Genomic DNA, 24,564 nt, shown 5'->3' on the forward strand with positions numbered 1-24,564 from the left:
CACATGACCAGCTCGGCGCACCACCAGTTCATCCTCGACAAGCCCTTTGTCCTGGATCTCTTCGCAGGACCCGGAGGGCTGGATGTCGCTGGGCACGCGCTCGACATCCCGAGTCTCGGTATCGAGTGGGACAGAAGTGCCTGCCTCACGCGATACGCGGCCGGGCTGGACACCCTTCACGCCGACGTGAGCGCGGTACGCAGGGATTCCTTCGAGTCCCTGCCGCCGGAGATCAACGTGCTCGCAGGTGGCCCTCCGTGCCAGACGTACTCGGTGGCAGGGCACGGCGCCGGACGCCAAGCCTTGGACCGGGTCAAGGAGTACATCGAGCGGCTGATGGCGGGCGAGTCCGGCCAGGAGATCGACGAGGACCTGAAGACCCTCACCGATCCGCGCACTGCGTTGGTCCTCGAACCTCTCCGGTACGCGATTCAGGCAACCAGGAGCCCGAGTCGGGAGCACCGCCCGTACGACGTCATCGTCCTGGAGCAGGTCCCCGCGGTGGCCCCGCTCTGGGAGCACTACGCCAAGGTGCTGGAGGAGACGGGGCTCCCCGACGGGACCAAGTACAAGGTCGTCGTCGACATCCTCGACACCGAGACCTACGGGGTGCCACAGTCACGATCCCGCGCGGTACTGATCGCTCGGCGTGAAGGGCTCGGCGAGCCCTCGCTTCCCGCCCCGACCCACCGTTCCTATGAAGCGAAGGAATGGGACCGGAAGAACGGAACGAGCGAACCCGACCAGGCTGCGGACCAGGTCCATCAGCCGACTCTCTACGAGGGCGCCACCGCGTCGAAGAGCGACGCGGACCTGCGGCCCTGGAGATCGATGCGGGATGCCCTCGCGAAACCGGTGGGCTCGCATCCGGGCCGTCGCACTCCCTTCCTGGTCCGCTCGAACTACGGCAGTTCCGGGAACCCGGGGAGGCGTGGAGTGCGGACCGACCAGCAGCCCGCTGCCACCGTCACCGGCCGCATCTCCCGTTTCGTGGTCTTCGAGCACCTCGACGAGAAGATCGTTTACGAGGGCCCGCGGTTCAGCATGAACGAGGCCGGGATGCTGCAGAGCTTCCCGCCGGACTATCCGTGGTCCGGTACGGCGCAGGCCCAGCAGGTGGGCAACGCCGTACCGCCCCTGTTCGGTGCACACCTGCTGAGCGCCGCTCTAGGGCTCCCCGAGCCGGACCCGGAGGCGTTGAGGAAGCCGTGGCAGCCGGCCACGGAGGAACAGCGGGCCAAACTGCGAAGCAACGGCTGCGGGGCCGCCGACGCCTGCACCAACAGGTGCCCGCGCCCCAAGGACCAGGTGCCTCCCCCTTCCTCCGTGCGCCCTGGTAAGAGCAAGAATGCGTCGGCGAAGTAGTCCGAGCACGGCCCAGGTCAATCCCCGCTCTTCCTGCCCCTGACCGGCGCAGTCTCGAACAGATCCGCGAAGTAGCTGGTGAGCGCGGCCACGGATTCCTCCGGGACAGGGTCCTCGTCGGGCCCGTTCGGGAGTGCGTACCGCTCGACCGGAGGCGCCGATTCCGCTTCCGCGATCCAGTCCCGCAGATGGGCGGGGTCGCGGGGCTCGTCCGGCGCGAGGATGTCGTAGATCAAGGTCGCTCCCGCCGCGTTGATCGCGACGCTGAGGCCGTTGATCTCTCGCCCGCCGGAGACCTGGCCGCTTTTCAGTAGACGGACCAGGGCCTGAGCTGTGGGACGGTGATCGATCAACTCGCTCCGGAGAACGGTGTGGATGAGGTCCTGATTTCCGCAGGCGACCTCGACCGGCTCGTAGTCGGACCCGTTCCTGAAGAGTTCGGCCGCCCACCACAGGCGGGAGAAACACTGACGGTCCGCGGGGCCGCGGAAGCGCTCGGCAGCGATGCGCCTTACCGGCCTGTTCGCCGTCGGCTCCGGCAGGTGCCGCCAGACCACATAGTCCGGGGCCACAGCCACGGTGAGGTGGTTCCACAGACGCTTGTCCGCCGCTTCTCGCCGCGTCAGGCGCAGCGTGGCGTGGAGCCGTGGCGCGAGCCATGCGTCGGCTCGGGTGCGGTCCTCCCGGAACTCGAACATGGCGTCTTCCACCAGGCTCCGGATCGGCTCGACCCGCCACCTGGCGTCGTCCTCGGGGAGCGACTCGACGACCTTGGCGAGATCGATGCCGCCGTGAACCTGTTCGCCTTTGAGTAGCTCCTCGGTGAGGAACGGATCGACGGCAGAGGTGGCGAGCAGCCCCAGGCGCTCCGGTACGTGGTTCGGTTGGGTGATCACGTCTCACTCTCGCGGTTCATCTGTTCCAGACTGCGGATGACAAAGGCAAGCGCCTTGGTGGCATCGGCGCGGCGGACCGCCGCGTAATGGATACGCGTCTGTAGCTCCGCCCAGCCCGAATCGCCGGTGCGCCGGCGATGGACCTGCCGTAGGGCCTCCTCGACATGAACGCCGGGAATCACGTCCGGGAGCATCTCCCGCAGCACCTCGCCCTGCCAGTTGGTGGGGAAGACCGGCCCGCCAGCGGGTTCCACCTCCAGCTCGCCGATGGCACCGTGGAACACCGCGGTCCAGACGTCGGTGGCCATCTGGGCAACCAGGAGGTCACGCACCTTGCTGCCCACACCCGAGCCATTACCGTCCAGCAGGTCGATGACACCTTCGACATCGGTGTTCACGAACACGGTGGGGACTCTGGCCGAGGTGTCCACGATCCAGGGCGCGTCGGCGTAGGCCTGGAGCCACTCCCGGGAGCTTCTCTTGAACGACGCTTTCTGGACGTCCAGTTGGAGCCCACGGACCGGCTCGTCGGAAACCGTGTCGATGATCCAGCTCCCGTCGGTCTCGGCGATCGACCGTCCGCGCACTCCGTCCACTGTCCCGACGGCGTACACGGCGAGGGAGGCCCGCCCCAGGTGATCGTCACGGAACAGATCCAGCGAGCCGGACCAGTCCCGGCCGTCCTCCGCGTCGAGCGTGAGATGTGCAGAGGTACGGACATTGGTCTCGCCGTCCGTCAGCACGGCGAGGACACACAGATCCGACCAGGGCGCGTCCGGCGTGTTCGCTCCGGGCGGCAGCGTCGCCGAAAGACCGATCGTGGCGCTCACCCAGTCTGTGTGGCCCGCGATGCCGAGCGCGACAGCCTGCTGTTGGGTCGAGTACGCAGTGGTCTCCAACTGGTCGCGGGTACCGTCGGAGAGCTTGAGGGAGACCGAGGTCACTCTGAGCGTGACCGACCGGTTGAGGCGCTTGTACGGGTAGAACTTCACGCGTCACTCCCCCTTGCCGGCGCGGAGTTCGACCACGAGACGGGTGAGAGTGGTCCTGACCGGGTGGCTGGTGACGTCGGTGGTTCCTCGGAACTTCGCACGCCGCGCGCCGGGTGTGAAGCGCAGTATTCCGTCCTTCGCTTCGCAGCCCTCGACGCCCATGAGTTCCGCCCAGTCCAGCCTGGGGCGGCCCCCCGATCGCACGTCCAACTGAGCCACCGGCACCATCGGGGCGATCTCGTCGCCACGCGGGATGCTCACTTCGCCGGTGATCTGCCACTCCCCGCCATCGCCGACCGTCGCGTCGAGCCCGTCCAGGACCGGAACCACCGGGCCGGCGGGCTTCTTGGCCTTGGGCCTCGTTCGCACTGTCAACGCCTTGCGCAGGGCCTCGCCGCCTTCTCCGCTGCTGCGCTTCGGCCGTGCGACAAGTTCTCTCACCGCATTGTTGGCCTCGGCGGTCAGCGCGTTGATCCGTCGATACGCGGACGGTGACCAACGCAGTGTCAGCTCTTCCGTCTGCCCCCAACGGTCGTGCTCGGGAGGTTCCGCCGCACGCAGGAATTCCTCGGCCTCCTTCGCGAAGGGAGCCGCTTCTCCGGCCGCCTCCCCCACCAACAGAACGGCCTGGAAAGGGTTGGTGCTGTTCGGCAGCCTCGGGACAACGGCCCTCTTGACGGTCATGCGATTGCCACGCAACGAGTGCATCCGGTTCTTCGCTCCGTCCCTGTCCCCCTCGGCCTCGGTGACAAGCAGAACCGCTTGGTGCGTACCGAACGTCCCATGGGCGCCTCCGGACAGCGGCAGCTTCAGCGGGACTCTCCGCACCGCCACCTGCCCGGCCTCGGTGAGGCGATCCACCGTGGTGCCCTCGTAGTGCGCCCTCAGGGCACGGGTCCGGGAGGGCTGTTCGACAGACGGGTCCACCTGCTGTTCCGCCACGACCTCCTTGCCGTTCCGCAGGGCACGGACAGAGACCTCCAGGAGGGGGAACTTGCTGCCCCCTCCGGTCATCGCGGCCCAGAAGTCACGCCCCAGTGCTTCGACCAGTCGGGCGTGCATCGTGTTGATGTCACGCGTGTCCTCATCGCTCTCCTCGTCACTGATGAACCCGTCGTCGGGATCGGAGGAGTTCGCCGCGAGGCCGGCCACATCGTGCGCACCGACGATGAGGAAGGACGTACCGGGTTCGTCGTTCTCCCGGGTCAGATGCAGACTCTCCACCGTCTCCTCGTCCGCCCACCAGGAACGGGCGACCATGGCCCCGGGCGAGTCAGGATCAGGGCGTCCGAACCAGGCGGGGCCTGCGTACGACTTACCGTCGACCTCACGCCACGGCAGTTCGAGACGGCCGATGACCCGTCGCTCGGTACGTCCCTCGTGAGGCACGGAAAGAGTGGAATTGATGAGCACGAGCCCGAGGGCGCTGGTGGCCCACAGCGTCGCCTTGCCCAAGCCGTACGAACCACCGGCGCCAGGGCCGGACTTGAGGCTCTCCAGTTGGCGTCTGACCACGGCGGCGAACTTGCCGTCCGCGTAGTCGTCGCCTATGAGCCCGGAGGCGTTGTAGTCGTCGACGCGCAGCAGGACCAAGCGACCCTTCTCGTACATGTCGCGCACCCCAGCGTCCACGACCCGACCGACCTTCTGGTTACCGGCGGTCTCCGAGACGGCTGAGTAGTGCGGAAAGAGATCGTTCCAGAGAATCGCGTCGCGGAAGGCGTCCAGGGTTTCGCCGGTGAGCTCGTGCAGGGTGTAGCGGACCTTGACCGGGCGGCCGTTCTCCGTCAGCCGCTCGTCCAGGCTGTTCTGACAAGTCTCTCGCGCGAGGACCTGCACGTCGGCGTCGAAGGCGAAGGCGGCGGCATTGCCCAGGTCGCGGCCGCCGTCGGGGTAGCCGGGGCGGTGGTACCAGGTGACCGGGAGGCCGGCCTGGGTGTCGGTGGTGCGGGTGTGCACCGTGCCCACATCCGTGCCGAGCGCCTTGGCGATGTCCGCCATGACGGTCGGGCGAGGCGTCGACCTGCCGGTGATCCATGCGGACACAGCGGCCCGAGTCAGCTCGAGCTCGTCGGCCAGTTCAGCCTGCGTCTTCCCTGCGAGCTTGAGCTGTCGGGCCAACCAAGGCCCGAACTTCTCACCTGTCTCCACGCGCCGTCTGCTCTTTCCTAGGAGTCCCACGCCGATCGCATGGTGTGGACCACGAGGCTAATTTGACAACCGCAGCAGCGTCAACCAACAGTTGATTGAGCTCGATCACCCAAACTGCTTCACCCCGATGCCCAACTTGCCTCGAATGATCAAGCTCCGCCCCACGTGAGGCACTTCGACAAGCAGAGCGGTCAACTCCCTCCAGTCGAGCGGGAGTTCGGGTTGTGCGTTCGAGTGAATATCGGATACGTTCATTGACGATGGGAATCCCATCTCGCTCGCGAAACCCGAAATCGGGAAGGTCGGGCGACCAGGGAAGAAGTGCGCCAAAATTCCGACCCCACGCCAAGCCGACACCTTCACGGAGCCGTAAAGGAAAGTCCTTACGAAAAGGACTGGCTGCACGAGACCTCCATCCGCTAGCTTAATTCGGGGAAAGGGAGTCTCGCCCAAGGCGTCAACTTATTTATTTCGTTTCACACGGGGGACGCATGCCCGAATACACCCCTGTGCAGCTGCAGGATGCGATCCGACGGGGGTATATCGGATGAATGAGCAGGACGGCGAATCATTGGACTCACTTCGGGAGTCGAGCGCATTCGAGCTGGCAATTAAGACAGCGGAAAGCACGGTCGAGGTTCTGGAGATTCTTCACGAACACGGCCTGTCCGAGGAGGCTTTCGCCAACAGGTTCCCCGTCCTGGCGAAGGTGGCCCAGGGGCTGCCGGACGCTCCGGACGAGGTCGCCCCCCGGTCTGATTCAGCACGTCATGGGCCCGAAGTCTCGGTCTCGCAACAACCGGCGACTTCACCGTGAACCCTCCGCTTCACGAAGGCACTGTGGAAAACGACGCCCAGCGCCACGACGAACACGGGCCGGCCGACGAGCCGGTGGCCGGCCCGCCGTTCGTCATTTCGTCCGGATCTTGAAACCCAGGAGCACAGAAGCAGTGCCGTCATCGCCCTCTTCGATTGTTCAAACCGTTCTCGAACAATCCTCGCGTGTCCTGCAAACTTACGCCGTAGACCCCGGTCTCGTAGCCGAGCACGCCAATGGCGAGCGCCGTATCACCCAGGGCGGATATGGCGATCGTCAGCTTTTCGAGCTCGTGCAGAACGCGGCCGACGAAATGGCAGACGAGCAAGGCGGGCGAGTTTATGTCGTCCTCACGGAAACCCACTTGTACTGCGCGAACGAGGGTAATCCGGTAACCCCGGAAGGCGCGGAGACAATTCTTCGAATGAGTATGTCGAAGAAGCGTGGAGGCCAGATCGGGCGTTTCGGAGTGGGCGTCAAATCGGTTCTCGTGGTGACCAACGCACCGGAATTCTTCAGCAGCACCGGAAGTTTCGGATTCGATCGATCCTGGTCGTACGAGCAGATCAAGGCCGTGCCCGGCGTGGCAGCGCGCTACGGCCCGGAGTTCGACGCTCCCGTGCTGCGGATGGCCCGACCTCTGGACGTGCAGGCCGAACGCGCTTCCGATAACGTCCTGAACGAACTGCTCAACTGGGCCACAACCGTCGTCCGCCTGCCCCTGCTCCCGAAGGCCGACGACCGGCTGGGCCGGGACATGCACGGCGGACGTGCCAAGGACCACGGCGAGCCCCGCGAGGAATTCCCGGTCGGCTTCCAACTCTTCTCGCCGCACGTCGCGAAGGTCGTGCTGGAGGACCGCCGGCCACGGCCCATGGCCCGTCGGACGCTGACTGCCCAGCAGACCGGCGACCTGCACACCGTGGTCGAGGAGCGGACCGGGAAGGCCATCGCCACCGAACGGTGGCGCGTGTTCACCACCACCCACGAGCCCGGCCCGAGCGCCCGAGCGGATGCCGGAGAGCTGCACGACAGGCTCTCGCTCGACCTCGCCTGGGGCGTGCCCGCCCTGCAGAAGGATCCGGAGAGCGGTCTGTACGTCAGTCCCCGGTCGCGCGGACGCGGCAGGTTCTGGTCCTTCTTCCCGACCAAGTACGAGATGTCGCTGAGCGGCATCCTCAACGGCGCCTGGAAGACGAACGAGGACCGTCAGAATCTCCTCGACTCCTCCCCTTTCAACCAGGAGATGATCCGCGCGGCGGCGCAACTGGTCGTCGAGTCGCTCCCGGCCTTGGCACCCATCGAGGACCCGGCAGCCTACCTTCCCCTGCTGCCCGGCCGCGTCAAGGAAGCGATCAGTTGGGCGGACGAATTCCTGACCGAAGAGATCTGGATGCGTACCGCGGTGAACGCATCGCTTCCTGACCAGAACGGCGTGCTGCGCGTGCCGACCGAGCTGCGGGTGCACCCTCGTCCCAAGGACCCGAAGAGGGAATCGAAGTCTCTCCTGCGTTGGCTGCGGCTGTGGCACGAGTGCCCGGGCCGCCCGGCGAACTGGCTGCACCCGAGCGTCGAAGTGGATTCTCTGCGCTCCGGCAAGGTCGAGCACATCCTTGGTGCGGCCAAGCACCAACGAGCGGACATTCGCGACTGGTTGGAGGCCCTTGTCGAGAGCGGCACCGCTGAGGCGTCCAGGACGGCAGTCCGCATTCTCGCCGACATGATCGAGGTCGGTTCCCCGTTCGTCGAGGAGGCCCGTAAAGCCCACATCGTCCTGACCGAGGAGCATGGCCTCGTCGCCCCCGTACACGGCAAGGTGTACCGCCGCGCGGACCAGGGCGGACTGCGCGAATCTCTGGTGTACGTGGTCGACGAACTCGCCCAGGACCCCTCGCTGGCGCACGCGCTCGACGTCCTGGGCATTCGGGAGGCCGATGTCGAGGGTCGGTTCGACAGCGTTCTCGACCAAGGCTTCGATCACTACAGCGAATCGGACTGGGAGCGGTTCTGGGAGCTGTTCCGTCAGGCCGGGGTCCGTAGGCTGGCCCACAAGGTCCTGGAGCGGGTGCCCACAGCACGCTCGACGCTCCGGGTGCGGACCGCCGGCGGTCGGTTCAGGCCGGTCGAGGACTGCATGCTGCCGGGTGTCGTGGTCGATGCGAAGCGGGACCCGAGCATCGCCGTCGACATGGCGTTCCACTCCGACGACGCCCCCTTCTTCTCCCAGGTCGGTCTGCGGGAACGGCCGTCCGGCGGGATCCGGCCCCAGGAGGGCGAGACGTGGTACGAGGAGTACCGCGAAGCCGTCCACGCCGCCTACCTGCGCCGCCTGGACAGTAGCGCCCCTCGCCCCGCGCTGAACCGGATGAAGGTCGAGGGTGCCGCGATCGGCGGCCCGCTCCACCTCTTCCGCGCTCTCTCCGAGGAATCCCGCGCCGCCTTCCTGAAGGTGCTGCCCGACGACGCCGTGGTGGACAACTGGACGCGACAGATCGGCGCGCAGACGGGCACTCGACAGGCGGTGATCTCACCGATCCGGTGGATGCTGTGGAAGTACGGAACGGTCGTCACCTCCCAGGGGGTCAAGCCTCTGAAGGAGGCCGTAGGCCCCCAGCTCACCGCCTACCGCGATGTGTTGCCGGTGGCCGAGATCTCTCCGGAGAAGGCCCGCAAGTTGCGGCTCCCGACCACCGTCGACGAGGTCCCGGCCGACCGCTGGGACTCGCTCCTCGACGAGGTGACCCACAGCGACGACGACTCCTTCGTCGGCGCCACCTACGTGATGCTGACCCGGTTCGGCGCGGCCTTCCCCGAGGACGCCCTGACCCGTTGCCGGATCGGTGACGCCTGGGGCACCCGCCCCGACAACGAGATCACCCTCGCCGTCGGGGCCACCCAGTACCGCGCGCTGCGCGCCGAGCAGCTCCCGGCGCTGCTTGTACCGACCACCGACGACGCCGAGCTGATGATCGAGAAGTGGGGCATGCTCCGCTACACCGATGTGATCAGCCTGGAGACCCGCGAAGTCGCGGAAGGCGACCCCGTGCCGCTGGTCGAGCTGTTCCCCGCCCTGCGGCAGCGCCTGAACAGCGGGAACCGCAACAGCATGGTGCAGCGGTGCAGCGAGCTGGAGGAGGTCACCCGTACACCCAACGGCACGCATGCCTCCACGCTGGACGCCGTGCGCCAGGACAGCACCGTCAAGGTCCGCGTCCCTCTGGAACCCGAGCCGATGCTGCGCCTGATCGACCGCGAACTCGGCCTGGGCCTCGGTCCTGCCGGTTGCCGTGCGGTACTGGAACACCAGGACCGCATGGCCCGGGACAGCGAGCTGAAAGCAGCGCAGAAGGCGGTACGCGAGACCGAGGACGTGGTGGCCAAGATCGAGCTGCTGATCGGTGCCGACCCGCTCCGGACCGGCCTCCCCGAGGGATTGATGGAGGCCGAGTTGCAGGAGACCGACGGCGTGGAGCCGTCCGGGCGACGGATCGCTCAGATGGCGTTCAACGCGCACGGTGACGGAGTGCTCCAGCAGCATGCCCGGGACATCCAGGCACGCTTCCCCAACGCCCCGGTCGCATATGCGGGTTCGTCGGCTGCCATCGCCTTCGTCTCGGAACTGAAGCTGCCCGTCGCGTTCGCCGGTTCGAGGACTCCCTCCCCGCCCCCGTTCGAGACCGTCGAGGGCCCCCGGGACTTCCCGAGCCTCCACGAGTACCAGGAAGACCTGGTCCGGAACATCTCCATCATGCTCGACCGACTGGCCCCCCAGCGCGGCATGTTGTCCCTGCCCACGGGCGCCGGAAAGACCCGGGTCACCGCCGAGGCCGTGATCCGCTGGGTGAAACGGGTCGGCGACCTCAAGGGTCCGCTGCTGTGGATCGCTCAGACCGAGGAGTTGTGCGAACAGGCCGTCCAGAGCTGGAAGTTCGTCTGGAGCAAGGTCGGCGCCGAACGGCCGCTGACCGTCAGCCGGCTGTGGAGCACCAACGAGGTCGGTGAAGTCGTCGACCACCCGCACCTGGTGGTCGCCACCGACGCCAAACTGGAGCGGTGCCTGGGCACCGACCAGTACTCCTGGCTGCGCCAGGCCGTGCTGGTGATCGTGGATGAGGCGCACACCGCCATATCCAAGCGATACACCGATGTCCTCGGCCAGTTGGGACTCACCCAGTACGAAACCAGCCGGCACCTCCTCGGCCTGACCGCCACCCCGTTCCGGAACCGCAACGAGGAGGAGACCCGCCGTCTGGCGGGCCGCTTCGGCAATCGGCGACTCGACGAAGGAGTCTTCCCATCGGGCGATCCGTACCACGACCTCCAGGACTGGGGGATGCTCGCCCAGGTCGAGCACCGCACCCTTGAGGGCGGCCGTATCGAACTCACCCGGGACGAGAAGACGCACGCCGATCGCATGGCCATGCTCTCCCGCTCCGCCGAACAGCGGCTCGCCGACGACCACGCGCGCAGTCGGCGCATCGTCGACTCGGTAGCCGAACTGCCGGACGACTGGCCGACGTTGCTCTTCGCGACCTCCGTCGACCACGCCAAATACCTGGCGGCCATGCTCAACGACCGGGGCGTGAGGTCCGCCGCCGTGGACTCGACGACCAGTGCGCAGGACCGTCGTACTCGCATCGAGAACTTCCGAAATGGACGCATCCGGGTCCTCACGAACTACGGTGTGCTCACCCAGGGATTCGACGCGCCGGCCACCCGCGCCGTCGTCGTGGCCCGGCCGGTCTACAGCACCAACGTGTACCAGCAGATGATCGGTCGTGGACTGCGCGGACCACGGAACGGCGGCAAGGAAAGCTGTCTGATCCTCAACATCAGCGACAACATCACCAACTTCGACACCGACCTCGCCTTCAACGAGTTCGAGCACCTCTGGAGCCGGAAGTGACCGACGCCTACCAGGACAGCCCCCCGCTCACCGACGAGCAACTGGCCGTGGTCGAGCAGCCTTGGGACGCTCGTGTCCTGGTCACCGCGGGCGCCGGGGCCGGAAAGACCCACACCCTGGTGCGCAGGCTAGACACGCTGTGTGGACACGAGGACCCCGAGCAGGCTATGGAGGCCGTCGAGATCCTGGTGCTCACCTTCTCCCGGGCCGCCGCCCGGGAGCTGCGCGAGCGGATCTCCCGGCACGGGGAACGAGCCCACCGGGTACGTGCCTGGACCCTCGACGCGTGGGCCTACGAGGTGCTCCTTCAGGCGTATCCGGACGGCGAGTGGGGAGCGGTCGGCTTCGACGAGCGGATCGCGGCTGCGACCCGGGCGATCGAGAAGGGCGCGCTGGAGATCGGCGACGCGGTCCCGCCGGCCCACGTCGTGATCGACGAGGTGCAGGACCTGCTCGGTGGGCGCCGCGAGTTGGTGGAGACGCTTCTCGACCGGTACCAGGACGGCTGCGGCTTCACCGTCGTCGGGGACGCCGCCCAGTCGGTGTACGGCTTTCAGATCGAGGATCTGAGCGAACGTGCCGACGAGACCGGCCGATTCTTCGACTGGCTGCGCTGCTCCTACCCCGACGACCTGGTGGAACTGCGTCTCACACGTAACTTCCGGGCCAACACCGAAGAGGCCCGGGTCGCACTGAACCTCGGCCCCCGTCTCCAGCGGCTGAGCGATCCGGACGAAGCGGGAACTCTCTACGACGAACTGCGCGACCTCCTCCTGGATCCGGCGAACGGCATGGGCGACCTCGACGACGAGTTCACCCTGGACGGCCTGCGGGACGTGTCCGACACATGCGCCGTCCTCACCCGCGAGAACCAGCAGGCCCTCGTGGTCTCTGGCCTGCTGCACGCGCACGGCATCGCACACCGGCTGCGGCGCCCGCTCGAGGAGCGTCCTGTGCCGTACTGGGTGGCCGAGTTGCTGCGCCGTACAGAGGCGACCGGCCTGGCCGAGGACCGGTTCCGTGCTCTCCTCTCGGAGATCCCTCTGCCGTACGAACCGAATGCCGCCGTCCTGTGGACGGTGCTGCGTCGGGTCGCTCGTGGAACGGGGCGCGGTGTACTCGATCTGGACCGACTGCGCCGCGCGGTCGGCGAGGGAAGGTTTCCCGACGAAGCGGCTGACCCGGAGACGTCCCGGATCGTTGTCTCGACCGTGCATCGAGCCAAGGGGCTGGAGTTCGACCGAGTGATCGTCCTCATGCCACCGACCGTCGCGGAGCTCCGCAAGCGGTACGAGGAAGAGCTGGACCTCCCGGCCGAGGCCCGAGCTCTCTACGTGGCGATGACTCGTGCCCGTCAGGACCTGTACCACGTTGCCCCGCCCGAACTGCCGCACTTCAAGTGGGCCGGGCGTCGGCGCCACGGTCGTCGTTACCTCGGGTCATGGCGGTCGTACGACAGGTACGGGATCGTCGCCGACGCGGGCGACGTCTGCTGCGACAACCCGCCCGGCCACGAGACGAACGCCGTGGCCACCCAGGAGTATCTCCTGGGACAGGTACGCCCCGGCGAGGAAGTGGTGCTGCGCAGGCGTCACGATCTAACGATGGGCGAGACACAGAGCCCGCCCTATGTCCTGGTACACGGTGGGCGGGAGATCGGCGAGGCGTCGTCCCGCTTCCGGGAGGACCTGTTCCAGGTGCAGAAGGTGAACCGTACCTGGGATCCCTGGTGGCCCGACGAGATCCACGACCTGCGGATCGACAGCCTGGAGACCGTGACGGGCAGCAAAGCCGCCGGCGCCAACGCCGGACTCGGTGATCGAGGTGTGTGGATCGCCCCGCGGATCACCGGCATCGGTCGATATCGGAGAGCCGACAACCACGAGGAGCAGGGCGCATGACGCAGGTGGCAGGCCGACACACCGAGCACTACCGGGTCCGGGACGAGGAACTCCTCGTGGGGCTCCGCCGTGAGCTCCTCGGCCCCGCCGAGGACGCCGTGCCGGACGATCGGGGCGAGGTGCTCACCCAGGACGCCCCGATCGACCGGTACCTGACCGGCGTGCTGTATCCGCGTGCCGCGGACAGGGCCGCGAAGGAGCAGCAGGTCGACGGCGCCGGAGAACAGCAGGGCCTGGACACTGCCCCTCTGCTCTCCCGCGACGACGTCGAGGAGTCCGGCACCGCGCAGGAGGTCGGCGCCTCGGGGGACAGGCGCCCCTCCTCGATGGGTCTCACCTTCGCGGTCAGCCCGGCCATAAGCAGTTCGATCGTGGTCTCGGCCCGCGCGGCCGTCTACGAGCCCACCGACGCCGATGGCAGGCGCGTCCCGGCCCGCCGCGCCGAGGCCCGTACCACCGCCGACCAGCGGGAGCGGTGGCTGCGCAAGGAACTCGCCCTCCCTGACCGGACCATCGACGTGACCGAGCCGGATCCGAAGATGACGATCGAACTCGCCCCGGAAGCCTCGTTGCACGTCAACGTCCGGCGTCTCGATCCGAGGACCGGCACGGTCACGGTCACGGTCACGTTGATCAACACTCAGAAGGTCGGAGAATGGGATCTCCAGGACGCCTTCTCCCTGTTCCAGTGCGGTCTGACGGTCCGGGCCGCCGACGGCTCCACCGCGTTCGTCGAGCGTCCCGCCCCGGCGGCCGGCCATGACCCGGAGATCGCCACGAGTCGGTTGCTGCACCGCCACGCCCCGACCTTCGCGGTCGGCCACGGTTGCGCCGCCGAGTGGGACTGGACTCCGCAGCCGATCGGTATGACCGAAGCCGTAACGCCCGCCGTCCCCGAGGTGCGGAGTCAGTTCGTGCCCAGCGTGGAAGTGCTGCTCACCGACTCCAACCCGGAGATCGACAGTTCGGCGCTGTCCATGCTGGGGCTGGCCGAGCAGTCCGATGCCGAGGTCCTGGCCGCTCTGGAAGGACTCGCCACGGGTTACGAGTACTGGATCGACGGCAAGTCGGCCGAGGCAGACGCTCTGACGGGCAGCCCCCACGAGAAGCCCGCGCAGGAGCAGTTGACGGCCTGCCGCGAGGCGCTCGACCGAATCCGTGAGGGCATCGAGCTGCTGCGGACCAAACCCGATCTCATGCACGCGTTCCGTCTCGCGAACCGCGCCATGGCAGACCAGCGTGCCCGCAGCAAGTGGGTGAAGGACGGACGCGTCGGGGCTCCCGACCCGGCCGCCGGCCACTGGCGCCCCTTTCAGATCGCGTTCGTGCTGCTCTGCCTGGCCGGCATCGACGACCGCGAGCACCACGACCGGCAGATCTCCGACCTGCTGTGGTTCCCCACCGGTGGTGGCAAGACGGAGGCCTACCTCGGTCTGATCGCCTTCACGTCGTTCCTGCGTCGGATCCGCAAGGGTGCGGACGGTGGCGGTGTCACCGTCCTCATGCGCTACACGCTGCGGTTGCTCACCCTCCAGCAGTTCGAGCGCGCGGCGATCCTGCTCTGTGCCATGGAGCACATGCGGCGCCGTACGCCCGAGTTGGGCCATGAGGAGTTCTCCGTCGGCATGTGGGTGGGGCGTTCGGCCACCCCCAACACGCTGGCCGTGGCAGACCTGAAGCTCGATGAGCTGCGGAGGAATCTCGACAAGCGCCTCGCCACCGAGAATCCCGTCCAGCTACACGCCTGCCCCTGGTGCGGGACCCGCCTGGACGCACGGAACTACGAAGCCGACGAGGAAGCCAAGCGGATGCATGTCCGATGCCCAGGCGCGGACTGTGATTTCACCGACGGCCTGCCCGTCCATCTGATCGATGAGGCGGTGTACGACGCACGGCCGACCCTGGTGATCGCCACCGTCGACAAGTTCGCGTCGATGCCATGGCGCCCGGCGACCTCCGCGCTCTTCAACCGCGACGACGCCCCGGAGGGCGGCACCCCGCCCCCAGACCTGATCGTCCAGGATGAACTCCACTTGATCTCCGGCCCGTTGGGTACGCTCACGGGTCTCTACGAGACCGCCGTGGACGCGCTCGCCGACCGGCCCAAGGTGATCGCCTCCACGGCGACCATCCGTCGCGCCGCCGATCAGGGCCGCCACCTCTTCGCCCGCGAAGTGCGGCAGTTCCCGCCCGCCGGTCTGGACGCCCGCGACTCGTGGTTCGCCGTGGAGACCCCGCGCGAGGAAAAGGCGAGCCGCCGCTACGTCGGCCTCCTGGCCCCCGGCACCAGCCAGTCCACCCTCCTGATCCGCTCATACGCCACCCTGCTGCACCGGGCCGAGCAGGCGAAGACGGAGGACGAGGTGCGCGACGCGTACTGGACTCTCGTCGGCTACTTCAACAGCCTCCGGCTGCTGTCCGCGGCCGAACTCCAGGTCCATGACGACGTGGTGGCCTATCTGGAGATGCTCGCCGAGCGCGAGGGGGTGGAAGTCCGCTCGGTTGCCAACTACTCGGAGCTGACGAGTCGTATCGACGCCAGCGATATCCCCACCCGCCTCAAGGGCATCGAGAAGCGGCTGCCCGACGATGACACCGTGGACATCCTCCTGGCCACCAACATGATCGCGGTCGGCGTGGACGTGGACCGCCTCGGTCTCATGGCCGTGATGGGCCAGCCGCAGACGACCGCCGAGTACATCCAGGCCACCAGTCGGGTCGGCCGCGCGCACCCCGGGCTGGTCGCGGTCATGCTCAACTCGACCCGGTCCAGGGACCGTTCCCACTACGAGAGCTTCCAGCATTTCCACTCCGCCCTGTACCGCGAGGTCGAGTCCACCTCCATCACCCCGTTCTCCGCCCGGGCCCGCGACCGGGGCCTGCACGCGGTGATCGTCGCCCTCGCCCGCATCATGATCCCCGCCGCCCGACCCAACGAGGGCGCCGGCCAGGTCGAGTCATACGAAGACGTGCTCCGGGGCCGCATCAAGTCGATCCTCTTGGAGCGCGTGGAGGCGGTCACGCAGGAGGAGACCGGCGCCGTGTCGCAGGCCTTCGACGAGTTCGTCGAGTGGTGGTGCGCCGAAGCCGACATCCACAACGGCCTGCTGTTCGAGCCTCGGAGGGGCAGTAGTACCCCTTCGCTCCTGAAGGCGTACGACGACGAGTCACAGGACGCCGAGGCGTGGTCCACGCTGTGGAGCCTGCGCGACGTCGACGCGGAGACCGCCCTGTTCATGGAGGGAACCCGATGACCCCACCCCCCGCCCGCCGCCGCCGAACCGTTGCGAACGGCGCCGCGCCCGCCCACAACCTTCCGCGGCGTGGTGCGGTCCGCCGCGCCCAGGCGATCACCACGTACGGCGTCGGGTCGCTTATCGCCGTCGACCACGAGTCCTTCATCGTCTCGGGACTCGACGAGGCCGAGCAGAGCTGGAGCCGTGACGAGTCCCCGCGGATCTACGAACGGCGCCTGGCCCGAGTGCTCGACGTCGACTACTTCCGGCCGCCGCCCGCTTCCGACGACACCAGCAAGGACGGTCTCCGGGTCCGACGATTCCCCTTGATGCACTTCTGCCCCGAGTGCAACGACCTGCAACGGCACCGCGACTTCAGCCCGCCTGCCGGGCGAAGCGTCTGCGGCACGTGCGAGGTCGACCTGGTCCCCTCCCGTTTCGTCGTCGCCTGCGAGGCCGGCCACCTGGGCGAGTTCCCGTACTGGCAGTGGGTGCACCGCTCCACGGACCGTGGTGCCACGAGGGTGGCACAGTGCGGTGGCAAGCTCAAGATGCGCACGTCCGGGCGCACATCCTCGCTCCGCTCCATTCTCGTCTCCTGCGCCTGTGGGCAGGCTCCCGAGGTCTCGATGGAGGGTTCTTTCCGCAGGAGCGCGCTCAAGGACCTGGGCCTCACGTGTCAAGGAACCCGCCCGTGGCTCGGTGCGTCCGCCCCCGCTCAGGAGTGCGGACTCCCTCTGCGCACACTTCAGCGAGGTTCGTCGGCATTGTGGCAGCCGGTGCTGAAGTCGGCGCTCTCCATCCCGCCGTGGAGCGACGGCCGCTCGGATCCGCTCGCCGAACACTGGGCAGCGCTCCGTGAGTACGACGCACGCGAGCAAGTCGAGATCTATCTCAAAGGTGCTTTCAAGGGAAAGTGTCCGGTACCGCTGGACGAGGTGATGGCGCTCCTCGATGCGGAGCGCGAGGAGGACCCCGACAGCGAGACGGCCCCCACCTTCGACCACCGCTACCGCGCGCTGCGCAACAAGGAGTACGAGCGTCTCCGCGCGGGCAACGACGAGAGCGAGCACTCCCGCAACGAGCAGTTCGTCTGTGAGGCCCCGCTGGGCGACCAGAGCGTGCTCGACCCGCTGGGCGTCACCGGCCCGATGCTGGTCAAGAAGCTTCGTGAGGTGCGCGCCCTGAAGGCGTTCACCCGGCTCGTCGACGCCGAGTCGACGATCGACTCCACGGAGATGCCACTGTCGGAACGTCCCCTGCGCTGGCTCCCGGCCATGGAGGTGAGGGGCGAGGGAGTCTTCCTCCGATTGGACGAGAACCGACTCGGCGCCTGGGAAAAGAGCGTGGCAGTGGCAGCCCGGGTCGAACGGATGCGTACCGCCCACCAGCGGGTGCTCGAGCAGCGGGCCGATGACCCGAGCAGGGCCGTACCCTCCCCCGCAACCCCTCGCATGGTGCTGCTGCACACGCTGGCCCACGTCCTCATCAATGAGTGGAGTCTGGAGGCGGGCTACCCGGCCGCGGCCCTGCGCGAGCGCCTGTACGCCGCCGACGACATGGCCGGGGTACTCGTCTACACGGCGACGAGCGACTCGGCGGGCAGCCTGGGTGGTCTGGTCGCCCAAGGTGAACCGGAGACTCTCGGTCGTACGGTGCATTCGGCTGTCCGCCGTGCCGCGTGGTGTTCCTCGGACCCGCTCTGTATGGAGACCGAGGCGTCCGGGGCCGGCGGGATCAACCTGGCGTCCTGCCACGCCTGCGTGATGCTCCCGGAGACGAGTTGCGAGCACAACAACATCCTGCTCGACCGCGCCCTGCTCGTCGGTACCCCCGACGACCCTCGACTCGGGTACTTCGAGGGCCTCCTGGGGCAGTGACGTCGGATCATCCGCAATGGCACCGATGGTGATCCGACAGGTGCCGCTCTCCCGGTCTCGGAACACCGGCTCACCCTGGTCGTTGGTGTCGCCGGGCAGGGCGAAAGGGCGAAAAACTCGGTCTCGTCGGCTGAGGTGGCGACCGCGCGGCCGCACTTGCTGGCGCAGGACCTCGCAGGCGGTGGCATCCTGGCCCAGGCGATTGGCATTGAAGTGCTCCTTGCTGGTGGGGCGTTTGGCACCGGTGCCGTCGCCGGGCTTCAACCGCCACCGCCCGTAACCGACTTCGACCTGGCGAGCCTCGCGTGGGACGGCGCACTGGTCGTGGTCGCAGCGGGGCGGCGGCCATCTTGGCGCACGAGGGTGGCGGCGACGTTGATGTGGTCGTCGGCGTGGCGCACGGCCACCCAGCAGCAGGTTTCCTCGTCCCCTTCGGAAGCGATACCGGCGGCGGCCACGATCCGGCGGGCGATTTCGGCCCACCGGGTATCGGTGAGGATCGGGTTTCGGGAGCGGCACGAACGGGGCAGTGCCACACGGTGCACTTGGGTGCCTTCTCGCCCAGCATCTGCACGAGCTGGTGGGGTTACGCGGCGAGCTGGTTCTCCACGTCTTTCGGGCTGCGGTGGGGGCAGCGGCCGGGGTCAAGGGCGAAGTCGTTGCAGGAGGCCACCGGGTGGGGGCCGATGTGCTCGTTGGACCGGCCCTTACCTAAGAGGTAGCCGATCGTGCGGCGCGTGGCGTGTGGGTTCTTGCCGAGGATCACCTTCGGCATCACCGTGTGAGCTGGTTGAGATTGCTGCCGATCTTGCCGAGGTGTCCGCTGGCGACCCCCCTTCGAGGACCCGCAATCGACCTGGGACACCCTGCAGTCTTCGGCGGCACGAACCGAGATCGCGCCGCCGATCCGGCAAAAAGCCAGGTCAGAATGGATCTGACCTGGCTTTTCCGCGGAGCCGCCTTCGGGATTCGAACCCGAGACCTACGCATTACGAGTTGTCCGATCTTGGTCCGGGGCCGTCCGGAGGCGTCCTCGAAGCAGGCTTTCTCCCTGATCAGGGAGGTTCACGGACTTCGGTGGACCCCGATAGACGGTGCCGGACCGAGCACCAAATGAGACTGCAACTGAGACCGGTCCTGAACGCTCGCACGCCGGCGAAGATGCACGGAGGCAGACCGAGCCAGCAGACCTGGAGTACACCTGGGGGGGGTGGACCACTAACGGGAGTCGTCATGCAGACGAGCCTCATTCTGCTCTGGGATCAGGTGCGTAGAAGCCGCATGGCCATGATGGACCCGTCAGACCGAATAGAGACGGGCCCCCACCCCTTCGCCGTGTGACCGACGGGCCACTGAGCACGCAGAGCATGGACGTCGGCTCGGTAGTCGCTCACTCGTCCGTGGTGGAGATGCGCGTAGAGGTCCGCTGCGAGCCCGGAGAACGCTTCGACACGGTTGCCATTGAGGCGAAACACGTGATCGGTGCCTACGAAGTCGATGCCGTGGATGTTGAGTCGTGCGTCCCGGACGCTGCCAGTGCCAGCTTGATTGTCGTGGCGGAAGTGGCGCCTTCCCTGCTCGCTGGTCAGGTACTGAGCAGTCGGCTTTCCACCACCTGTGAACGCCATGAGCGTGGCCGCTTCCGCCCGGGCCAGCACGATGCTGAACCACGTGAAGGAGTCTGCCCGCACGTGGAACCCCGGGACGGTCCGCTCACCATGCCGCTCGCGATCCAGGTGGACTTCGGCCGGCTCGTTGCGGTCTTCCAAGAGAAGGTTCAGGTCGGCGGGTGGCTCCCCCGCAGACGGGTGTAGGACGGTCTCTGCTGGCGCCTCTAACAGATGCACAACCAGGCTTTCCTTGGCAGGAATTTCGGTGTCTACCAGCAGGAACGGGACCGTTCCGTACGCTCCGACGTGCACCGACTCCACGTGGGCCGTCGCCGTGGCAAGTTGTTTGTGCACCTGGCTCACTTTGCCGTGAGTTCCCTTTGAAGCGACGAGCAGGACTTTCGATGGGTGTCCTGGCCGCCATGCCTCGACGAAGAAGTGGGGTCGCCGTTGGAGAGCTTCAGGGCGGGGGCCCTTGCCAGTGCTACGGAGGGCCCAGCCGGCCCTCAATGCGATGTCCGCAGGGATCACGGAGACCGAGTGATCGGGATACCGAGACCTGACGATTCGCTCGGCAACGAGGGAGGCGAACCCCGTCCCGATCTCGCCAGACTGCGCTGCTTTGTAGAAACGCAGCAAGTCCCTACCCTCCGGTGACAGCTGCAGATAGCCGCCACGATTTGCTGCCAGCGCCTGGCTGTACCGGAGGCTGCCCCAGTGCTCGGCGAGACCTCTGCCGGCCCCTTGGCGAGCCAGTGCCGCTCCCAAACCGATGGCATGGATGACCTGCCAAGGAGTGACCGTCAGGGATCGCTCAACTCCCGGAACCCGCCCGTAGCCGGTCCGGCGGCGCATGTGGCCGCGCCCATCCTCAACTCGCCTCTTGTCCTCAGCCGACGCTGCATGCGCGACGTTGTCGGCCAGTTCTGAGGAGGAGCGGATCTGTACGTGCGAGGGAGTGCTTAGTTCGTCCAGTACTTCGGCAGTGAGCTTGTGTGCGTCCTCGTCCACCGGATTCCCTTCGAGCGCCATCACGTTGCTGAACCGGAGCGGGACTGTAGGTCTGCCGCCCGGAGCGCACACAAGTGCGCAGGGGCGCGCACACGCAGGTACGGCCAGGCCGAGGGGTGTCATCTGATCCGTAGGCGGGTGCCGTAGGTCGAAGCTCTCTGCCCAACCAAGGCGCGAGGGCGAGCACCCTGCACGTCCAGCGTGGGCGCGTCTGTGGACGTACGCCCGTGTTGATGTCAGGGATTGATGTCAGTTTGCCCGACGACTCGCGTGGGCTTGCCTCAAGTAGAGACTGACGCCTAGTGGAGGCTCCGCAGCAACTCGCCAAGGCGTTCCTGCAGATCCCTCGCAGTCGCCTCATGCTCATCGGGGGTTACGGCTGTATGCAACCAGGCCAAGACGTCCTGGGCTAGTTGCCTATCCTCCAAGCGAGCAATCCGTGCATGGATCGTCGTGGTAGCGCGGGCCGCTTCATCCCCGACGCTGGGCCTCAGTGTCTGCCCAGAGCGCTGCCTATGTGTAGCAGCCAGCACGCCTACGTGCTCCTGCAATTCCGTGATCGTTTGCCGCTGCAAGAGCAGCCAGTCTGTGCGACGTTGTTGATCCGCATTGCGCTCTGCCGCGATCTGATCACGTCGTAGTGCCCGCTTGTCCGCCAGCGCTTGGCCGGCCCATGTCAGCAGGCCGCCGACACCGACGCCTATCAATGGCAAGAAGTCCTTCAGCGCCACTCGTCCCCCTGGCCGCCTCGTCGCCCTCCTGGCTGACGATCGTGATCCTTCCGCCAAGAGTGCCCAGGCACAAGCGTCACGTCTCGTCCAGCTCGACCTACACAGTCCGCGCAGCACGTTGCTTCGGAGCAGGTGCTGACGGATGCCGCCTCTCCATCCCGGTCGAGATCGCTCTACTCAAGGACTCCGCCCAGGCGCCCGATCCGACATCGTTGCCCATCACAGGGCTCTAACCACGGTCAGCGTGACCCCTGGGGCTGGATTCGCCACTACCTCCCGAGCATTCGGCCGCGCATCCTTCAAACGATTCGCGCAATCCCCACTCACGTGACCTCAGAACCCGTCAAGATAGGACAGCCGACGCTGCCGTCCGCAAGCTCAACCTCAGATCCCCCAGCCGCTTAGGACGGGAACCATGCGAAAAACTTTCCAGGAATATTACTCGCCGACAAACGAAGAGTATAAGGAATTCCTAACCAGTGGACTAATCGCCCTAGACGCAAACGTCTTGCTCGCCCCCTATAAAGTAGACGCTGAAACGCGCCAGCAGCTATTCCACTTGCTCCGAAAGCTCAAAAACCGCCTTTGGGTACCTTATCAAGCTGGCTGGGAATTCTTCGAAAATCGCCCCCGCGTAATCAGCGGCGAGGAGAAAATTTACCAAAAGCTCGAAGCGCCTATAAGCAACGCCCGGCAGCAAGTCGAGGACCATCTCAAGACCCTAGTTGGCCACCCTATCGTTACCGATGAGCGGGCAGATTTCATCAGGAATCATCTCGATCAAGCACTCAAGGCGGTGCAGCGGATGAGCAAGGGACGCGACACCAAGCTTGAGATCGCCCTAAGAGAAGATCCCATCTTGGCATCATGGCAGGATATTCTTGATGGCAGCATGGGTTGCCACCCGGGCGCTGAGAAATTGGAGGAACATCAGGAGGCGGCCGAAAAGCGAATCAGCGACAACGTGCCCCCCGGATATAAGGACTCAAACAAGCCCAATAATGCACTCGGCGATGCACTACTATGGCTTCAACTGCTGCAGCATGCACAGCAAGAACACCTTCCCACCCTCTTGATTACTAACGATGTCAAAGAAGATTGGTACCGCCGGCATGGAGGAAGGACTATTGGCCCACGCGTAGAGCTGGTTCGGGAAATGGCCGAGATTGCGAATGTCCCTTATTATCAGCAGTCTCTTTCAGCCTTCATGTCAAGGGCAGCTCCGATCGTCGATGAGGCCGTCAGCGAGAAGGCTATCGAACAAGTACAGCAGGCAAATTATTCGGTGCTGACCGGGACTGAAGTCGTGGGTCGCGTAAAAGCTCATCTAGAATCCGCCTTCCGCAACGCCGGTGTCCTTGTCGACGCACTGCCTAACGGGGTTACGGGGCCGCAGTGTGACTTGATCCTGGAGCATCCACTCAAAAATATCGCCATCGAGGTGAAGATCTGGATTAATCGCCCGTTGTCTTGGCTAGCCATTGACCACGTCGAGAAAATTGCGACGGCGACAGATTTGGACGCCGTGCTGGTGATTTCCAACTCTGGGTTCACAACAAATGCAACATCCGAGATGCGGCGCCTTGAAGCCCAGTTCGCGAAGCCAGTGCGCTGGCTAGTGTGGCCTGATTGGTCCAACCCTGCACCACTCGAACAAGCTGTTCGCGACATTCTAAGCACTTAAATCTAAAGGAAAGGCATGTCTCTAAGAGAGCTACCTTTCCTATTGAGTCCAGGAACCGATAAATACTCAAGCCGCGATTTTCGATCCAGGGTTTCACGGCCTGTCTTCTCACGTCGGAAGAACCCTGCTTCCATCATGAGACCGCACTCTAGGCTCATTGGCGTCGAGACCATCGAGCACTCTGACCGCATAAGCCTCCGACATTCGGCTCTCGACCTCTTCGCGCGTGAACCAGCGCACGTCCGCCGACTCGTCCGATGTGCGCTCCTCACCGCCCACCGGCCGACAGCGGAAGACCAGGGCGACGACGCCGCGCTTCATGTTCTTGTAGACGCCGGTAAGGCGCTCCGTCTCGACCTTGATGCCGGTCTCTTCCAGGACCTCTCGGCAGGCGCCTTCCTCAGGCCGCTCGTCCAGTTCGAGGACGCCGCCCGGGGCTTCCCAGGCGCCGTTGTCAGCACGCTTGATCACGAGAACACGGCCGTCCTTGCGGACCACCACTCCGGCCACCGAAACCGAGTGAAGCGACATTGACCGGCCCTCCCGGTTAGCGTTACTCATGTACAGGAGCATAGGAGGACTGAAGGACATGGGCACAGCAGCCTCTAGAGACTCAGGTCAGCCACGGTACCTACAGATCGCGGAAGACCTGGCTCAGCAGATCAGGTCCGGAGTCCTCCCCGCAGGGGCCAAGGTGCCCAGCGAGTCGGAACTCATGGCTCGCTACTCCGTGTCCCAGGGAACGGCGCGCAAGGCCGTGGCAGAGCTTCGGCCCACCGGCTTGATCGACACGCACCACGGCAAGGGCTCATTCGTGAAGAGCCAGCCGCCGGTACGCCGCAAGTCGTCCGACCGCTTCCGGCGGTCCCATCGCAAGGCCGGCAAGGCCGCCTACCTCGCGGAGTCCGAACAGGCCGGGAAGACCGCGGGCGTGACCGTGCTGTACGTCGGCCCCACTGAGGCGCCTGAGGAGATCGCGGAGCGCCTGGGCGTCGCTGCCGGCACGAAGGTGCTGGCGCGTCGGCGTCTGTACTTCAGCAACGGGACGCCGACGGAGGAGGCGACGTCGTACCTCCCGTGGGACATCGCCGAGGACATCCCCGAGCTGCTCGCGGAGAACCCCGGGGGCGGTGGCATCTACGCACGCCTGGAGGAGAACGGGCACATGCTGAAGGAGTTCACGGAGACCGTCCGCGCCCGGCTCGCCACGAAGCAGGAGACCGGCGCCCTGAGCCTGAGCCCCGGCTCGCCCGTGATCCATCTGGTCCGGAACGCGGAGAGCGAGGACGGCCGGGTGGTCGAGGTCTGCGACACCGTCATGGCCGCTGACCAGTTCGTTCTCGACTACCGCATTCCCGCGGGAGACTGACGCTGCCTCAACTCC

The 24,564-nt window shown here is 66.3% G+C and carries 14 protein-coding genes; 8 read left to right on the forward strand and 6 right to left on the reverse strand.

What is annotated here, in order from left to right; all coding sequences use genetic code 11:
- The first annotated feature begins 3 nt into the window (after positions 1–3).
- A complete protein-coding gene (locus tag ACZ7MX_RS28570; RefSeq protein ID WP_472136088.1) occupies positions 4–1,365 on the forward strand; it encodes a DNA cytosine methyltransferase in 1,362 nt (453 codons plus the stop codon).
- Between the two features lie 17 nt (positions 1,366–1,382).
- On the opposite strand, the gene ACZ7MX_RS28575 is transcribed toward ACZ7MX_RS28570, so the two are convergent.
- The 3 genes from ACZ7MX_RS28575 to ACZ7MX_RS28585 are packed head-to-tail and all read right to left on the reverse strand — an operon-like array spanning position 1,383 to position 5,404.
- On the reverse strand, positions 1,383–2,261 hold the full coding sequence (locus ACZ7MX_RS28575; protein WP_472136089.1) for a DUF6339 family protein: 879 nt from the start codon (positions 2,259–2,261) through the stop codon (positions 1,383–1,385).
- Positions 2,258–3,253, reverse strand: a complete 996-nt coding sequence (locus ACZ7MX_RS28580) for a hypothetical protein (protein WP_472136090.1) — start codon at positions 3,251–3,253, stop codon at positions 2,258–2,260. Before ACZ7MX_RS28580 ends, ACZ7MX_RS28575 begins: the two co-directional genes overlap by 4 nt.
- A 3-nt stretch (positions 3,254–3,256) precedes the next feature.
- A complete protein-coding gene (locus ACZ7MX_RS28585; protein WP_472136091.1) occupies positions 3,257–5,404 on the reverse strand; it encodes a helix-turn-helix transcriptional regulator in 2,148 nt (715 codons plus the stop codon).
- Between the two features lie 547 nt (positions 5,405–5,951).
- Here ACZ7MX_RS28585 and ACZ7MX_RS28590 point away from each other — a divergent pair.
- The 5 genes from ACZ7MX_RS28590 (at position 5,952) to drmB (ending at position 18,144) form a co-directional block, all read left to right on the forward strand.
- A complete protein-coding gene (locus ACZ7MX_RS28590) occupies positions 5,952–6,221 on the forward strand; it encodes a hypothetical protein (RefSeq protein ID WP_472136092.1) in 270 nt (89 codons plus the stop codon).
- A 133-nt stretch (positions 6,222–6,354) separates the two neighbouring features.
- Entirely contained in the window at positions 6,355–11,127 is a 4,773-nt protein-coding gene (locus ACZ7MX_RS28595) for a DEAD/DEAH box helicase (protein ID WP_472136093.1), read from the forward strand.
- Positions 11,124–13,028, forward strand: a complete 1,905-nt coding sequence (locus ACZ7MX_RS28600) for a UvrD-helicase domain-containing protein (protein ID WP_472136094.1) — start codon at positions 11,124–11,126, stop codon at positions 13,026–13,028. Before ACZ7MX_RS28595 ends, ACZ7MX_RS28600 begins: the two co-directional genes overlap by 4 nt.
- Positions 13,025–16,282 (forward strand): helicase-related protein, encoded by a 3,258-nt coding sequence (locus ACZ7MX_RS28605; RefSeq protein WP_472136096.1) that lies wholly within the window; start codon positions 13,025–13,027, stop codon positions 16,280–16,282. Before ACZ7MX_RS28600 ends, ACZ7MX_RS28605 begins: the two co-directional genes overlap by 4 nt.
- The gene (drmB, locus tag ACZ7MX_RS28610) at positions 16,279–18,144 is read left to right on the forward strand and encodes a DrmB family protein (RefSeq protein ID WP_472136098.1); all 1,866 of its coding nucleotides are present in this window, start codon (positions 16,279–16,281) and stop codon (positions 18,142–18,144) included. The genes ACZ7MX_RS28605 and drmB overlap by 4 nt, the downstream gene beginning before the upstream one ends.
- Before the next feature lie 586 nt (positions 18,145–18,730).
- Here drmB and ACZ7MX_RS28615 read toward each other — a convergent pair.
- Together ACZ7MX_RS28615 and ACZ7MX_RS28620 are read right to left on the reverse strand one after the other, a co-directional pair.
- Positions 18,731–18,919, reverse strand: a complete 189-nt coding sequence (locus ACZ7MX_RS28615) for a hypothetical protein (RefSeq protein WP_472136100.1) — start codon at positions 18,917–18,919, stop codon at positions 18,731–18,733.
- A gap of 487 nt (positions 18,920–19,406) precedes the next feature.
- Positions 19,407–20,765 (reverse strand): hypothetical protein, encoded by a 1,359-nt coding sequence (locus ACZ7MX_RS28620; protein ID WP_472136102.1) that lies wholly within the window; start codon positions 20,763–20,765, stop codon positions 19,407–19,409.
- A gap of 1,146 nt (positions 20,766–21,911) precedes the next feature.
- On the opposite strand from ACZ7MX_RS28620, the gene ACZ7MX_RS28625 reads away from it, so the two are divergent.
- Positions 21,912–23,180 (forward strand): PIN-like domain-containing protein, encoded by a 1,269-nt coding sequence (locus ACZ7MX_RS28625; RefSeq protein WP_472136103.1) that lies wholly within the window; start codon positions 21,912–21,914, stop codon positions 23,178–23,180.
- Between the two features lie 108 nt (positions 23,181–23,288).
- Here the strand turns inward: ACZ7MX_RS28625 and ACZ7MX_RS28630 are convergent, their stop codons facing one another.
- Positions 23,289–23,753, reverse strand: a complete 465-nt coding sequence (locus ACZ7MX_RS28630; RefSeq protein ID WP_472136105.1) for an NUDIX hydrolase — start codon at positions 23,751–23,753, stop codon at positions 23,289–23,291.
- A gap of 16 nt (positions 23,754–23,769) precedes the next feature.
- Between ACZ7MX_RS28630 and ACZ7MX_RS28635 the strand changes: the two genes are divergently transcribed.
- A complete protein-coding gene (locus ACZ7MX_RS28635) occupies positions 23,770–24,549 on the forward strand; it encodes a GntR family transcriptional regulator (protein WP_399145665.1) in 780 nt (259 codons plus the stop codon).
- Positions 24,550–24,564 lie beyond the last annotated feature (15 nt).

This window comes from Streptomyces sp. NPDC107765 (assembly GCF_055657085.1).